A 13866-nucleotide genomic window follows, 5' to 3' on the forward strand; every position below is an offset into this window, starting at 1 on the left:
TCAATAGCAGGATTCAAGACAAAGGAAACGAACTGATGATACTGGATTTAGCCAAGACAGACCACAGGGTATTCAAATTAAGGAACGGGGACGGTCCCGTGGGACAGTCCCCTTACTTGCTGAATCAGCGCTCCAATACTCCACTACTCCAACACTCCAAGCAATTCTTTTTCCATCTCCCTCATCTTCCTTGCCTGGTATTTATTCTTCTCATGGTCATATCCGAGCAGGTGGAGGGCTCCATGAATTAGAAGCCATGCGATCTCATTATAAAGGGTCAGCCCGTGTTCCTTCGCCTGCCTTTTTGCCTGGGGAAGGTTAATAACAATATCGCCGAGAGAAGTTAACAGTTCAAACCGTTTAAACTGTTTGAACTGTTCAATTTGCGGGAACGACAGGACATCGGTAGTTTTATCTTTCCCGCGATACTGCAGATTCAGTTCCCTCATCTTCCTGTCATTTACAAAGAGCACGCTTATCTCGGCAGACTCGATAAAACTGTATCTGCGGTGATTAAGGGTTAGATGTTTCAGGACTTTTTTCAGGATGCTCTCTATGCGGCGCTGGTTTATCCTTATCAGTCTTTGGTTGTTTCTTATTGTTATTTCCATTGTTCTGTAATAATGACATCACAAAAGAACCCCTTTCTGCAGGGTTTTTGTGGATGCCGGCTTCAAAGGTTGTTTTTTCGGGATTGCGCAGGCCCTTTATATCAAGCTCGGGATATTCTATCCTCCTGTGGAAGATGCTGGTCAGGATATAGGTAAAGCGCTTCTTGATTTCCGAGATATCCTTCAAGGTAAGCTCGCACTCATCTATCTGCCCGTCAAGGAAGATATTGTTTATTATCCTGTCCACAAGGGCTGAAATCCTTGCAGGTGTGGGGTCTGTAAGCGCACGGGAAGCTGCCTCGACTGCATCGGCCATCATGACAAGGGCTGCTACCCTTGTCTGCGGTTTGGGTCCGGGATACCGATAATTCTCATGGGATACGTCTGCGGCCTGCTCTATAGCCTTTTGATAAAAATATGCTATAAGACTTGTGCCGTGATGCTGCTGTATGATGTCTGTAATCAGTTTAGGCAGCTTGTATTGTTTTGCAAGCTCAACACCCTCTTTCACATGAGATATTAATATCATGCTGCTCATATGAGGGGTCAGTTTATCGTGCTTGCTTGCAGTAGTTGTCTGGTTTTCCACAAAATACTCGGGCATCTTTATCTTGCCGATGTCGTGATAATAGGCCGTTACCCTCGCAAGGAGGGGATTGGCATCCACGGCCTCTGCCGCTGCCTCGGCAAGGTTTCCGACAATAACGCTGTGGTGATATGTTCCTGGAGCAGTTATCATGAGATTGCGCATTAATGGCTGATCGAGGTCGAGCAGCTCCACAAGGCTTATATCGGTTGTTATTCCGAAAATATATTCGATAACAGGCAATATTATGGAGACCGTTGCAGAGACCATAATTCCGGACAGGGCAGCAAACAGGAAAGCAGAAGGCGACATCTGGGAGATAAGGTTCCCGTTGAGGAGCAGGATGATGCCGGCAGTAGCAACATTTACAACACTTACATACATGCCGCCTTTTATAAGAGCCGAGCGCCTTTTGCACCTCGCCACCCCGAATGCGGCGGTTAAACTTCCGATAAAAACATAAGCCGTATAGAGAGGATCATTGAGCCATATTCCTGCCAAAAGGCTTATGGCAAATGAAAATATTATGGATGTGTGGAAGTCAAATATGAGTTTTACGAGCATGGCTCCTATGGGGATAGGTATGCCGTAGATAAAGGCGTTGCCATCGGGAAAGGCAAGCCCCCTGTGAAGTCCTGACAGCAAGTATTCATATACCCTTCCAAGCAGGAGCGTGCCTGTCACAAGGAGGCCTAAAAGGAGCAGCATCTTGTAATCCCTCAGGTAACCTGGCTTATAACGCCTTATGTCTTTATAGACGATGAACAGGATTACTGCTGCTATAAGAAAGCTGCCGGCAAAGCGATCGATACCTATCTTTTCCTGAATTATCAGGGCAGCGATAAGACCGAGGGCTATCAGGACAATAATCTTGTATATATCGTCCCTATGCCTTCCCATGTATTCCTTGAGCCTGCTCCAGATATCCTTTGCTTCAAAGGCTTTCTGGAGGCCCTTACTGCTGCTCTTCTGGGTCCCGTTTTTCATACCTTTCGTATGCCCTTACAATCTCCTGGACGAGCCTGTGTCTGACAACATCTCTTTCGGAAAAGTATACTATCTTTATATCTTCCACGTCTTTGAGTATCTTTAATGCCTCGACAAGCCCTGACATCCTGCCGGCTGGAAGGTCTATCTGTGTTATATCGCCTGTGATTACCGTCTTTGAGCCGAAGCCGAGCCTTGTCAGGTACATCTTCATCTGTTCCGACGTTGTGTTCTGTGCCTCGTCAAGGATCACAAAGGAATCGTTTAATGTCCTTCCCCTCATAAATGCAAGGGGTGCTATCTCGATAATGCCCCGTTCTATCAGCTTTGATGCCTTGTCTATCTCCATCATGTCAAAGAGGGCATCATACAGCGGCCTGAGATAAGGGCTGACCTTTTCCGCTATATCGCCCGGCAGGAAACCTAATTTCTCGCCTGCCTCGACAGCGGGTCTTACAAGGACGATCCTCGATACCTGTTTTGTGAGAAAGGCATTGATGGCCATTGCCATTGCAAGGTACGTCTTGCCGGTGCCGGCAGGTCCGATGCCGAAGATTATATCGTACTCGTTTATCGAGTCTATATATTGCCTCTGTGTTTCTGTCTTCGGGATTATAAATCTCTTCTTTGAAGAAACAGGGATATTGCCCTTAAAAAGATCCCTTACAGAGACCTCTTTGCCTTCTGACAGGGATTTAATGGCATAGCTTATATCTTCGGGCTTTAGAAGGTATCCGTTTTTATTTACCTCCCATATTTCCTGGATTACCTTCTCCGCCCTGTCAACGTTTCCGTCATCCCCCTGAATGAGGAGTTTATTGCCCCTGACACTGATAGCAACCCTGAGGGAATTTTCTATAACCTTCAGGGTCTTGTCTATTCCGCCGTGAAGAAAAGGATATTCCCTTTCTTCGTCCAGTTCGATCTCTATAGTTCTCGTAAATGCCTCCATAACTACAGGTAGAGGCAAAGGCAAAGGCAAAGATATTTTTTTCTTTACCTCTACCTCTACCTTTACCTGTCTTATTTTGCCGTTACAAAATTCTGCATTCCTGTTCTCTTCTGCAGTGATACTGCTGCCAGATCAGCCTCTCTCTTGGTTTTATAAGTTCCTACCCTTACCCTGAAGTAGGGATCGCTTTCGGTCCTGCTGACAATGTATGCCTTAATACCCTTTGAGCTCAGGCTTTGCCGGAGCTGCTCAGCCCCTTCTTTATCAGGGAATGCCCCAAACTGTATAGCATAAAGTTTTACGGACTTTGATGTTTTTGGAAATGCATTCTTTTTTACTGCACTCTTTGCTGTATTTTTTTCTTTATTGGCAGCAGGCGTATTCTCCTTTGTTTTGGCCTTTGTTTCGGCCTTTACTTCAGGCCCTTTCACCTCTGAGGAATCCTTCTCTGCCTGCTCACCCCTGCCCTCTGCAATCTCTACCCCATGGCTTTTACCTGCTTTGCTCTCAGCAGTTTTCTGCTCCTTGGGCAACTCCTTTTCAGGCTCTGCTGATTTTTGAGGCGTGGTCTCCTGAGGGAACTCAGGAGGCTTTATAGAAGGTGCTATAGGAGCCTCCTTTGGAGTGGTTGAAGTAGTCTCCAGCACCCTTTTGTCCTCAGGAGGAATAATCACCTTCTGTTCTGTATCTTTTTTAACCTCGTCCTCTGTCTGGGAAACGTCACTCCCCTTGTATCCCCAGAAGTATCCAAGGCCAAAACTCAGGACAGTTATGACAGTGGCGCCGATAATCACGGTGCTTCTGCCGAGGAGCAAAATGGACGATCTTTCCGGTCCTCTAACCCTCATAAAATGAGCATAGCATCACCATAGGAAAAAAATCTATAACCCATGGCAATTGCCTCCTTGTAAGCATGTAATATTTTCTTGAAATCGCTCAACGCAGATACAAGCATCAGCGGAGTGGAACGCGGGAGATGGAAATTGGTTATAAGGCTGTCCACTGCCCTAAATTTATATCCCGGGTATATAAAGATATCCGTGTATCCACGCACAGAACCATTTACAGAGCTGAGTCTCTGAAACAGACCGCTCATAAAACCCTCCAACGCCCTTGTTGTTGTTGTCCCTACTGTTATAAGCCTGCAGCCGGACTCTTTTGTCTTCTGTATTTTATTCGCCAGAGATGATTTTATCTCAAAATATTCTGAATCCATTCTGTGATCTTCTAAGTACTCTGCCTTTATAGGTCTAAATGTACCAATACCTACATGAAGTGTCAATGCCTCAACAGATACACCTTTATCTTTTATTTTATTGAGAAGCTCTTCGGTAAAATGGAGGCCTGCAGTTGGGGCAGCAATCGACCCCTGATGTTCTGCATAAACGGTCTGGTATCTCTGTTTATCTGCATCGTCAGGCATGCGGTTTATGTATGGGGGCAAAGGCATACGGCCATACTGCCAGAGAACATCATTAACCATTGATGGCTCTATATTCAAAAACCTTAAAAACTTTTTTGACTCCTGACTCTTGACTTCTTCTGTCCACACCTCTGCCTTAACCCCATCACCAATTGTTACCATGCCATTAAACCTGCCCCTGCACATTATCTCCCATGTACCATCCTTATTTGTATCCTTAATAAGCAGAACATCAATCTTCCCGCCTGAAGGTTTTGTTGCAATAATCCTTGCAGGGAATACCTTTGTGTTGTTAAGTATAAGCATATCCCCTTCCTTCAGGTATTCGGCAATATCAAAAAACCTCCTGTGCTCGATGCTTCCATCCCTGTGCAGGACGAGGAGCTTCGAATTATCCCGTTTCTCCGAAGGTCTTAATGCAATTAAATCCTTTGGCAGGTAAAAATCAAAGTCAGCGGTTCTCATGTAACTCTATGACAGTCCCCGGATAAAACTTAGACAATATATCCCTGTAACTCATTCCCTTCTTTGCCATATCGAGGGCACTCCACTGGCACATCCCGACACCATGTCCGTAGCCCCTGCCCTTGAATATGTAGAAATCCTCGTCCTTTGCGATATTTATTATCATGGTGCTCGGCAGTCTGTCCCAGCCGAGGCTCTTCCTTAATTCCTTGGCGGGAATTTTATGTTCACCGTTCTCTGTAATAATCCTAAAATTCCTCACACGGTTGGAAACCGTCAGATCATCTATCATAATCTCTTTTACGCCTGTCACATTTGATGCCCGCTCAATTTCGGACACAGGTATGCGTTTCTCCCACATAAAATAAGGAGATAGTTCGCAGCTCGTCTCCACTGGCTTCAAATATGGATAGCTCTTTCCAAACACCTCGGCAGGGTCTTCTGTCATGCCGCCGCTTGTGGAATGATAGTATGCGATTATCGGCTTGCCTTCATATGTCAATATTTCGCCCCTCGTATCATTCACTGCCTTTGCTATATTCTCGGGTATATTGCCGCCCTTATAGACCTGATGAAGAACGGACGATGTCAGATGATAAGGCATTTTACCGCTATTCAGCTTTTGATAAAGGGCATAAGTCCTCGCCACAACAGCCTGTGCCTTCAGCGCCTCTATATCCCAGCTATTTCCCACCTCTCCGGCGACAACGCCCTTTATATAATCCTCAATGGGTATTTCATTTACAATGTAAAGACCGTTGTCCCCTTTCCACACCTCTATAGAACCTGAATACTTCAGTCCGCTCAAAAGCACTTCTCCCTTTGCATTGTCGAACCTCTCAATCTTTTCGTCCTTTTTGGGAAGCTTTGTATTCTTGCCGTCAACAAGCAATACCCTTATGGTGGTCTCGGCGAATGAGGCAATAGGCAATAGGCAATAGGCAATAAACAGCACAAAGACAGCAACACGAATACTCCATATTCTCATCGTCTCATCTCCTCCCTATAATCCAGAATATAAGTGTAAATAAAAGGCTTATGAGTATGCTTGTTGCCAGAGGGAAATAAAACGTGAAGTTTTTTCTTTGTATGATTATATCTCCGGGCAATCTTCCTAAGTACTGGCCAAGCCATGTAATCTTTCCTGAAAGCATCAACAGACCACCTATGGCAGCAATGACAACACCTAAGATTATTAAAAACTTACCTATGTGCTGAATTCCGTCCATATCGCTCCATTTCCGAATATATGCACCCGCAATACTTCTGCCTATAGAGATCCATATCCTTTGACATCCTCCTGCCTTTATTAAATCCCTCTCTGAAGTCCTCGATAAAAAACTCCACGGAATACCGTTCCTGCATCATCCTGCCTATATCCATAATCATATCAAATTTTTGGTAAGGGCTCACCAATAAAGATGTAGTAAAGGCATCGGCATTAATATCTCTGGCCTTTTTAGCAGTCTCCTCCAATCTGACCGTGTAGCAATATTCGCATCGATTATCTTCTCTTCCGATAATATTCCTCAAAAACCCCTTCAATCCGTATTCATCCTTATATTCAATATCCAGATCCCAGAGCGATTCGAGTTTTTTTACAGAATCAAAACGGTTTTTATATTCGGTAAATGGATGTATGTTTGGATTGAACCACAGTCCGCTTACTTCAATGCCCCTGTCTCTCACAACTGCAAGTGGATATAACGAGCAAGGCGCACAACATATATGCATCAGCAGTTTCACTTCTAAAACAATCCCTGCGGCAGACTCTTCCCCAAATGCTCATAAGCCAGCCTTGTGGCAAGCCTCCCCCTTGAGGTCCTTTCGATTAAGCCTTCCTGCAAGAGATAAGGCTCATACACATCCTCTATCGTCTCCCTGTCTTCCCTTAAAGATGCAGCAATGGCATCTATCCCTGCAGGACCTCCGCTGAATTTTTCTATTATTGTGAGAATGAGCTTCCTGTCTATCTCGTCGAGGCCGAGGACATCCACATTTAAGGCATGAAGTGCATCCTTTGTTATATTCATATCGATGATTCCGTCGCCCTTTACCTGTGCAAAATCCCTCACCCGTTTTAAAAGTCTGTTTGCAATCCTTGGTGTGCCGCGGGACCTCTTTGCGATCTCTATAGCAGCGTCGCCCTTTATCTCTATCTCGAGCAGATGGGCAGAGCGGTTTACTATCTCCTTCAACTCTTCAGGATTATAAAACTCGAGCCTGCATATGACTCCGAACCTGTCCCTTAATGGCGATGTCAGAAGTCCTGTCCTCGTTGTTGCGCCTATAAGGGTAAATCTCGGGAGATTTAATTTCAGCGTCCTTGCATTTGGCCCCTGCCCGATGATTATGTCGAGCTTATAATCCTCCATTGCCGGATACAGCACCTCTTCCACAATTCGGGGCAATCTGTGGATTTCATCTATAAACAGGATATCCCTGTCAGAGAGATTGGTGAGTATGGCAGCCAGGTCACCCGGTCTTTCAAGAACAGGGCCTGATGTGGTCTTTATGTTCACCATAAGTTCATTGGCTATTATTGTGGCAAGGGTAGTCTTTCCAAGCCCGGGAGGGCCGCAGAAAAGCACATGGTCGAGGGGTTCCTTTCTGAGGCGTGCTGCGGCAATAAATACCTTAAGGTTTTCCTTGATCCGCTCCTGCCCTATAAATTCATCGAGGGAGCGGGGTCTGAGGTTTATTTCATATGTCAGCTCCTCCTGGCTTACTTCAGGAGAAAGCGGACTTAGTTCGTTGTCCTCTATTCTCATCTATTCTATTACTCCATCACTCCAATACTCCATTCAGTCACTCTTTTGTAAGGTATTTTAATGACTCCCTGAGTAAACTTTCAATATCCCTGTAGCCGTTATTGTATGCCTTTTCAAGGGCATCATGGGCAATGTTCTTTTTATAGCCGAGGTTTACGAGTGCGGACAGGGTGTCGTCATAAATAGTGTCTTTCTTTTCTTTAATGGATGGAAGCTTTCCCTTCAGCTCAAGGATTAACCTGTGGGCTGTCTTCTTGCCGAGTCCAGGCACCCTGCAGAGGACGTCCACATCCTCGGAATTTATTGCATTGTGAAAATTATCCGGCGGAATAGTTGAGAGTATATTTAATGCTACCTTCGGCCCTATTCCTGATATGCCTATGAGCGTGGTGAATATCCTTTTCTCATCCTCTGCCTGAAAGCCATAAAGCTGTATGGCACCCTCTCTCACATGTGTGTATATGTACAGAAAGACATCTCTGTTTTCTTCAGGAAGGGATGAAAGCAGCGTTAAAGGCACCTGAACACTGTAACCGACGCCTCCCACATCTACTGTCAGGCTCTCCGGCCTTTTTGAAATCAGTTTTCCACGCAGCGATGCAATCACAACATTAGTATACAGCAAACAGCAGCCAGTAGTCAGCAGCTAAAAATAGAACCTGAAGCGAAAGTCAGCTATGCTTATCGCAAATTAGCTGTTTACTATTCGCATGACAGATTGCCAATGCAAGGGCATCTGCGCTGTCCGGAGATAATGAATGCTTAATGTTTAATATTTCCCTTACCATCTTCTGCACCTGATTCTTATCAGCCCTGCCGTAACCCACTACTGCCTTCTTCACCTCAAGGGCGCTGTACTCATAAATAGAGAGGCCGGTTAAGGAAGCAGCAAGGAGCACCACTCCCCTTGTATGCCCGAGGCTGAGGGCAGTCTTGGTGCCTTTTGCAAAAAATATCTTTTCGATCACTATTTCATCGGGCTTATATTCAGCAATCACATCCGCAAGGGATATGTAGAGTTCCTTCAGTCTTGCGTGAAGAGACTTGCTTGCAGGCAGCACTATCCTGCCTGAAGAAATATATTGGAGTTTTGGAGTTTTGGGGTATCGAATTAGTCCATACCCACAGTTTATACTTCCGGGATCGATTCCGAGGATTCTCATCCCTTCATCTTTTTCTCGGTGCTTCAAAGAGTATCTCTTCCACCATCTGGCATAAGACATGCCCGAGCGTTATATGGGTCTCCTGAATGCGCGGGGTATCATCGGAAGGCACAACAAAGGCATAATCACTTTTGGAAGCGAACTTATCGCCTTTTAACCCGGTAAGGGCAATGGTCTTTAAGCCCTTTTTCTTTGCCGCATCAACTGCCTTAAGGATATTCTTTGAGCTCCCGCTTGTGCTTATGGCTATGACAATATCTCCGGGCTCTGATAATGTCTTGACCTGTCGCGCAAAGATTTCCGAGTAGTCATAATCATTTGATATGGATGTGAGCACCGCCATGTCCGTATTCAATGCAATAGCAGGCAAGCCGGGCCTGTCCTTTTTAAAGCGGTTAACAAACTCTGCTGCAATGTGGGATGCATCGCAGGCGCTTCCGCCGTTGCCGAAAAGGAGAACTTTTTTGCCGTCATTAAATGCATCGGCTATCAGTTTTGATACCTCTGCGATAAGCGATGCGTTTTCCTTAACGAATTTCCCCTTTATGTTTATGCTGTCTTCAAATGCCTTGATTATCTTTCTTTCCATGCGATTAGTCTACTAAAGGTAAAACTCCATAGTCAAAGGAGAGCTAACGTAAATTTATCGTAAATTTTCAAGGGCATTAAAAACAGGATGGAGCTTGTCATAGGTCTCAAGTATATGCTCTGGTATAACCCTCACTTCGCCGAGCACTGTCATGAAGCTCGCATCCCCTGCCCACCGTGGGACAATATGGATATGCATATGTTCCTCGATTCCTGCACCTGCAACCTCTCCGAAGTTAATGCCTATATTAAAGCCTTCAGGATTAAGGGCTTTTCTAAGACACTCCACAGAATACTTTGTAATCTTCATAAGCTCTGAAAGAGCAGTATCAGGAAGTCCGTCAAATGAGGATGTATGGAAATAGGGAACGACCATGAGGTGACCATTGTTATAAGGATACTTATTCATGATCACATAGACATGTTCTGACCTATGAAGAATAAGGTTATCCCTGTCGTTATTCTCCTTATGTCTTACGCAGAAAAGACACTCCTTATCCTTTTCCGAAAGTATATACTCCATCCTCCATGGCGCCCATAATGTCTTCATAAAACCTCCAGAGTCAATAAGTCATTGATAACTCATTTACTTAACTTCTTCAGCACCGCCTGCGCATCCTCCCATGTAAGCCATTTGTCCTTTGGATTTCTTAAAAGATACGCCGGATGGAATGTTGGCATCACAGGAATCCCCTTATACTCATAAAACCTTCCACGGACCTTTGTAATGGAGAATTTGCTTATAGGGCCTTTAACTCCCATGAGCGTGTATGCTGATATTTTTCCAAGGGACACTATTACTTCAGGAGATATTATATCGATCTGCTTATCAAGAAAAGGGAAACATGTAGATATCTCGTCATCCTGCGGATCCCTGTTCATGGGCGGTCTGCATTTTACGATATTCGCAATATACACATCCTCCCTCTTAAAGCCCATCCTCTCGATGAGTCTTGTCAAAAGCTGTCCTGCATCGCCTACAAAAGGCCGTGCCTGCAGGTCTTCTTCCCTTCCAGGGCCCTCTCCGATAAACATTATTTTTGCATTCGCATTGCCCTCGCCAAAGACGATATGCGTCCTTCCCATGGAAAGCTTGCACCTCTGGCAGTCGCCGATTTCATCGCGAATCGCCTTGAGTAAAGCCTCTTTGTGACTATTTGAACTTCTTGAACGGCCTGAACCGCCTACAGTAGTAATTCGTTCAAAGGGTTCAGCTCGTTTAACGCCCTGATTGCTGACTGCTGACTGCTGACTGCTGTAATTAAGCGGCAGTCTCTCAAAGCCGAGTTCTTTATAAAACTCAAGAACTATTTTCAAGCTGTCAATCTTGTTCATACCCAAATTGAGCGATTCTAAGTTTGGAAATATATGTCAGGTGCTGCGAAAAGACTTTAAACCACGCACTGCTAAATTCATTTATCTTGTATCCGTCATCTACTACATTGGATACTTGATGGATAACGCATTTATTATCTCTCATATACACTTGAATCAACACTTTTTAAAGTCTTTGAGCAGTGCCTGACATATAACATAGCTCAACTTATGTATTAATATCCTTATCTCTCACCCCATTTGAGCTTTGTTCTTAGGACCTGAAAATAATCACGCTCGCATGGCATGAGGAGCTTTGTCGTGAATTTCGATTTTTTCACCTCGATGGCGTCGTTCTTCCTCAGTGAAAACCCAGCCTGCCCGTCAAGAGTAAGAAAGACGTCTTCGCTTTCCGATCTCATTATGATCTCGATGGTGAAATCATCGGGAAGGACAATGGGCCTGTTCGTAAGGGTATGCGGGCATATAGGCGTAAGGACAATGCTGTTCAATGTAGGATATAGTATAGGACCGCCGGCTGACAGGGAATATGCCGTTGATCCAGTTGGTGTCGAAATGATCAGACCGTCAGCCTTAAAGGTTGTTACATAGGAATTGTTGATGTACGTTTCGAGGTCTATAATCCGTGCAAGCGCCCCTTTATTGATGACGACATCGTTTAAGACTACAAAATCGGCAATCCTTTCTCCATGACGATGTACAGCAGCGGTCAGCATTATCCGCTCTTCTATGGAGCATCTGCCTGCAAGCGCCTTTTCCACGGCCTCGAATATCTCGTCCCTGTTCACCTCTGTGATAAAACCGAGCCCTCCGAGGTTGACGCCGAGTATTGGAACCCCTCTATCGCCGACAAGGCGCGCAACACCCAGCATTGTCCCGTCACCGCCGAGGACTATAATCACATCTGCCATCGAGGGTATCTGTGACCTCGAATAGCCCTCCATATTAAGGAGCCCTGCTGTTTCTATGTCCAGAAACACCTCATAGCCCTTATTCCTCAGCCACGGGAGAAACTCCTTCAATATCTCGACCGGCTCGGGTCTTCCAATCTTACATATTATGCCAATCTTTTTCATTTATCCCTTCTATAATTATCTCTCTCGAATTTTCGTCAACATAATTCATCCTTCCTTTAATTGCGTCTTCAGGAAGTTCGGAAAGCCTTTCGGCCCACTCGACTACGGCAATTCCACCCGATCCTATATATTCCCATATGCCCAGATTATCGATGTCATCTTCCCGCTCAACCCTGTAAAGGTCTATGTGATAAAAAGGGGGAGTGGTCTCGTATTCTGCTACTATGACAAAGCTTGCACTGCCGATATCCCTTTCAGGAATGCCGAAAGCCGATGCAATTCCCTTGATTAATGTAGTTTTGCCTGCGCCAAGGTCTCCATAAAGACAGACAGTGGCTCCACCACCTGCCTTTAAAAACCTTCCAAGTTTAAGTCCCAATCCCTCTGTCTCCGATGGCGATGTAGTAATAATCCTCAGTGCATGGTTCATAGCGACTCTAATCTAAAAATATATGTCAGGTGCTGCGAAAAGACTTTAAACCACGCACTGCTAAATTCATTTATCTTGTATCCGTCATCTACTACATTGGATACTTGATGGATAACGCATTTATTATCTCTCATATACACTTGAATCAACACTTTTTAAAGTCTTTGAGCAGTGCCTGACATATAAAATCGCTTAACTTAGGCATCAGCTATTTCACCATCCCTTTGATTATATCCATCTTGCCGATTATGCCGCGAACCTTTTTGCCCTCAACAACAGGAATAAGATGCACCTTCTTCTCAGACATTATCGTGGCTATGTCTTCCACGGTGGTGTCTTCCGTAACTGTTATGACATCCCTGACGCATATATCGGACACTGTAACCGCAGCCATCTTTTTGATTTCCTTTTCTATCCTGCTCGGGCTCTCGAGCATTATAAAGGCGTCAAACAGCCGCACAACAGTCGGAATATGCAGCCTTTTATTCTGGCTTATGAGATCATTTTCGGTAACAATGCCTATTACATCACCATTGTCATCCACCACAGGCGCACCGCTGACTTTCTTTTCTATAAATATCCGTGCCATCTCTTCTATGGTGGTGGTTGGTTTGACTGTTATAACATCGCGCGTCATTATGTCTTTTGCTTTTAGCATAGTATCTCCTTTGAGTTATCTTCTGTGCATTTATTATAAACCACAAAGCCGTATCAGACAATCCCTATAAATCCGCACTGCCTCCCGGTTGTTCCCTTTGCATACCTGTATGAATAATATTTTTCAGGGAGGCAGAATGTGCATTCATCAGACATCCATATATTTTCTAATGAGACACCTAAAGAAAGTGCCTGATATTTATTTGCAGTCGGTAAATCAAGACAGTATTTCTCACCCTTTTTAATTATGTAGTCTTTTGACTTTGGAGCGGGGACATAACTCGTCACTTTCTCAACTGCCTCTATTACTTCGTAACCAACCTCGTAACAGCACCACCTTATGCCGGGACCTATAGCAATCACTATATCAGACGGTATTGAGCAAAATCTATCCATCATTGCCTTTATAGTCTTCTTCAGAATCTCTTCTGCAGTCCCCCGCCATCCTGCATGGACGGCTCCAACAACATTCTTTTGCATATCATATAAAAGAATAGGCACGCAGTCTGCAACCTGAACTCCAATCAAGATGTCTTTCCTGTTGGTAATAACAGCATCTGCTATTTTCGGTTCAACATCATAATCCACTATTAAGACCTTGTCTGTGTGTTTCTGGATGGGAAGATATATACTATTCGATGCAATGCCGGCTATCTTTGAAACAGCATCCTTATCGCTGCCCGATGTCTTTGTTGTGAAAAAGGCCTTTACAGGGAATCCACTAAAGATAGAAGGGGTAATTATTGGCTCATAGCTCATAGCTCATGGCTCATGGCTCATCTTGCCATTGCCTCCTCAACCTTGCTCAGCAGTTCTGTATGT

18 protein-coding genes are annotated in these 13866 nt (G+C 44.7%); all 18 read right to left on the bottom strand.

Annotated features, from left to right (window positions below; genetic code table 11):
* Positions 1-143: 143 nt before the first annotated feature.
* On the bottom strand, positions 144-611 hold the full coding sequence (ybeY, locus tag V7L97_RS08535) for an rRNA maturation RNase YbeY (RefSeq protein WP_333655068.1): 468 nt from the start codon (positions 609-611) through the stop codon (positions 144-146).
* On the bottom strand, positions 514-2184 hold the full coding sequence (locus V7L97_RS08540; protein ID WP_333655069.1) for an HD family phosphohydrolase: 1671 nt from the start codon (positions 2182-2184) through the stop codon (positions 514-516). Before V7L97_RS08540 ends, ybeY begins: the two co-directional genes overlap by 98 nt.
* Positions 2153-3136, bottom strand: coding sequence for a PhoH family protein (locus V7L97_RS08545; protein ID WP_333655071.1), 984 nt, complete (start codon positions 3134-3136; stop codon positions 2153-2155). Before V7L97_RS08545 ends, V7L97_RS08540 begins: the two co-directional genes overlap by 32 nt.
* A 71-nt stretch (positions 3137-3207) precedes the next feature.
* Complete coding sequence (locus tag V7L97_RS08550; RefSeq protein WP_333655073.1) at positions 3208-3984, bottom strand: SPOR domain-containing protein; 777 nt, start codon at positions 3982-3984, stop codon at positions 3208-3210.
* On the bottom strand, positions 3981-5024 hold the full coding sequence (gene queA, locus V7L97_RS08555) for a tRNA preQ1(34) S-adenosylmethionine ribosyltransferase-isomerase QueA (RefSeq protein WP_333655074.1): 1044 nt from the start codon (positions 5022-5024) through the stop codon (positions 3981-3983). The genes V7L97_RS08550 and queA overlap by 4 nt, the downstream gene beginning before the upstream one ends.
* Positions 5011-6012, bottom strand: a complete 1002-nt coding sequence (locus V7L97_RS08560; protein WP_333655076.1) for a SpoIID/LytB domain-containing protein — start codon at positions 6010-6012, stop codon at positions 5011-5013. The genes queA and V7L97_RS08560 overlap by 14 nt, the downstream gene beginning before the upstream one ends.
* 4 nt (positions 6013-6016) lie before the next feature.
* Positions 6017-6244, bottom strand: coding sequence for a DUF2905 domain-containing protein (locus tag V7L97_RS08565; RefSeq protein ID WP_442891793.1), 228 nt, complete (start codon positions 6242-6244; stop codon positions 6017-6019).
* Entirely contained in the window at positions 6228-6770 is a 543-nt protein-coding gene (locus V7L97_RS08570) for an epoxyqueuosine reductase QueH (RefSeq protein ID WP_333655078.1), read from the bottom strand. Before V7L97_RS08570 ends, V7L97_RS08565 begins: the two co-directional genes overlap by 17 nt.
* A gap of 2 nt (positions 6771-6772) precedes the next feature.
* A complete protein-coding gene (ruvB, locus tag V7L97_RS08575; RefSeq protein ID WP_333655079.1) occupies positions 6773-7795 on the bottom strand; it encodes a Holliday junction branch migration DNA helicase RuvB in 1023 nt (340 codons plus the stop codon).
* Between the two features lie 37 nt (positions 7796-7832).
* Positions 7833-8420, bottom strand: coding sequence for a Holliday junction branch migration protein RuvA (gene ruvA, locus V7L97_RS08580; RefSeq protein ID WP_333655081.1), 588 nt, complete (start codon positions 8418-8420; stop codon positions 7833-7835).
* A gap of 46 nt (positions 8421-8466) precedes the next feature.
* Complete coding sequence (gene ruvC, locus V7L97_RS08585) at positions 8467-8958, bottom strand: crossover junction endodeoxyribonuclease RuvC (protein ID WP_333655083.1); 492 nt, start codon at positions 8956-8958, stop codon at positions 8467-8469.
* 4 nt (positions 8959-8962) lie between these two features.
* Positions 8963-9547 carry a D-sedoheptulose-7-phosphate isomerase gene (locus V7L97_RS08590; RefSeq protein WP_333655086.1) on the bottom strand — a complete coding sequence of 195 codons (585 nt, stop codon included), beginning with the start codon at positions 9545-9547 and terminating at the stop codon, positions 8963-8965.
* Between the two features lie 54 nt (positions 9548-9601).
* Complete coding sequence (locus tag V7L97_RS08595) at positions 9602-10096, bottom strand: HIT family protein (protein WP_333655088.1); 495 nt, start codon at positions 10094-10096, stop codon at positions 9602-9604.
* 32 nt (positions 10097-10128) lie between these two features.
* Positions 10129-10881 (bottom strand): uracil-DNA glycosylase, encoded by a 753-nt coding sequence (locus tag V7L97_RS08600; RefSeq protein WP_333655090.1) that lies wholly within the window; start codon positions 10879-10881, stop codon positions 10129-10131.
* A 224-nt stretch (positions 10882-11105) separates the two neighbouring features.
* Complete coding sequence (locus tag V7L97_RS08605; RefSeq protein ID WP_333655091.1) at positions 11106-11957, bottom strand: NAD(+)/NADH kinase; 852 nt, start codon at positions 11955-11957, stop codon at positions 11106-11108.
* Positions 11932-12387: a tRNA (adenosine(37)-N6)-threonylcarbamoyltransferase complex ATPase subunit type 1 TsaE gene (gene tsaE / locus V7L97_RS08610; RefSeq protein ID WP_333655093.1), complete on the bottom strand. Its 456-nt coding sequence runs from the start codon at positions 12385-12387 to the stop codon at positions 11932-11934. Before tsaE ends, V7L97_RS08605 begins: the two co-directional genes overlap by 26 nt.
* A 208-nt stretch (positions 12388-12595) precedes the next feature.
* Positions 12596-13045 carry a CBS domain-containing protein gene (locus V7L97_RS08615; protein ID WP_333655096.1) on the bottom strand — a complete coding sequence of 150 codons (450 nt, stop codon included), beginning with the start codon at positions 13043-13045 and terminating at the stop codon, positions 12596-12598.
* 53 nt (positions 13046-13098) lie between these two features.
* Entirely contained in the window at positions 13099-13803 is a 705-nt protein-coding gene (gene pgeF / locus V7L97_RS08620) for a peptidoglycan editing factor PgeF (RefSeq protein ID WP_333655098.1), read from the bottom strand.
* Positions 13804-13866 lie beyond the last annotated feature (63 nt).

This window comes from Dissulfurispira sp. (assembly GCF_036745535.1).
Taxonomy (GTDB): Bacteria; Nitrospirota; Thermodesulfovibrionia; order Thermodesulfovibrionales; family Dissulfurispiraceae; genus Dissulfurispira.

Coding starts and splice junctions, on each gene's coding strand:
- pgeF (WP_333655098.1), bottom strand. CDS start 13,803: ATGAGCTATGAGCCAATAATTACCCCTTCTATCTTTAGTGGATTCCCT.
- V7L97_RS08540 (WP_333655069.1), bottom strand. CDS start 2,184: ATGAAAAACGGGACCCAGAAGAGCAGCAGTAAGGGCCTCCAGAAAGCC.
- V7L97_RS08590 (WP_333655086.1), bottom strand. CDS start 9,547: ATGGAAAGAAAGATAATCAAGGCATTTGAAGACAGCATAAACATAAAG.
- V7L97_RS08550 (WP_333655073.1), bottom strand. CDS start 3,984: ATGAGGGTTAGAGGACCGGAAAGATCGTCCATTTTGCTCCTCGGCAGA.
- ruvB (WP_333655079.1), bottom strand. CDS start 7,795: ATGAGAATAGAGGACAACGAACTAAGTCCGCTTTCTCCTGAAGTAAGC.
- V7L97_RS08605 (WP_333655091.1), bottom strand. CDS start 11,957: ATGAAAAAGATTGGCATAATATGTAAGATTGGAAGACCCGAGCCGGTC.
- tsaE (WP_333655093.1), bottom strand. CDS start 12,387: ATGAACCATGCACTGAGGATTATTACTACATCGCCATCGGAGACAGAG.
- V7L97_RS08600 (WP_333655090.1), bottom strand. CDS start 10,881: ATGAACAAGATTGACAGCTTGAAAATAGTTCTTGAGTTTTATAAAGAA.
- V7L97_RS08560 (WP_333655076.1), bottom strand. CDS start 6,012: ATGAGAATATGGAGTATTCGTGTTGCTGTCTTTGTGCTGTTTATTGCC.
- V7L97_RS08545 (WP_333655071.1), bottom strand. CDS start 3,136: ATGGAGGCATTTACGAGAACTATAGAGATCGAACTGGACGAAGAAAGG.
- V7L97_RS08595 (WP_333655088.1), bottom strand. CDS start 10,096: ATGAAGACATTATGGGCGCCATGGAGGATGGAGTATATACTTTCGGAA.
- ruvC (WP_333655083.1), bottom strand. CDS start 8,958: ATGAGAATCCTCGGAATCGATCCCGGAAGTATAAACTGTGGGTATGGA.
- ybeY (WP_333655068.1), bottom strand. CDS start 611: ATGGAAATAACAATAAGAAACAACCAAAGACTGATAAGGATAAACCAG.
- queA (WP_333655074.1), bottom strand. CDS start 5,024: ATGAGAACCGCTGACTTTGATTTTTACCTGCCAAAGGATTTAATTGCA.
- V7L97_RS08615 (WP_333655096.1), bottom strand. CDS start 13,045: ATGCTAAAAGCAAAAGACATAATGACGCGCGATGTTATAACAGTCAAA.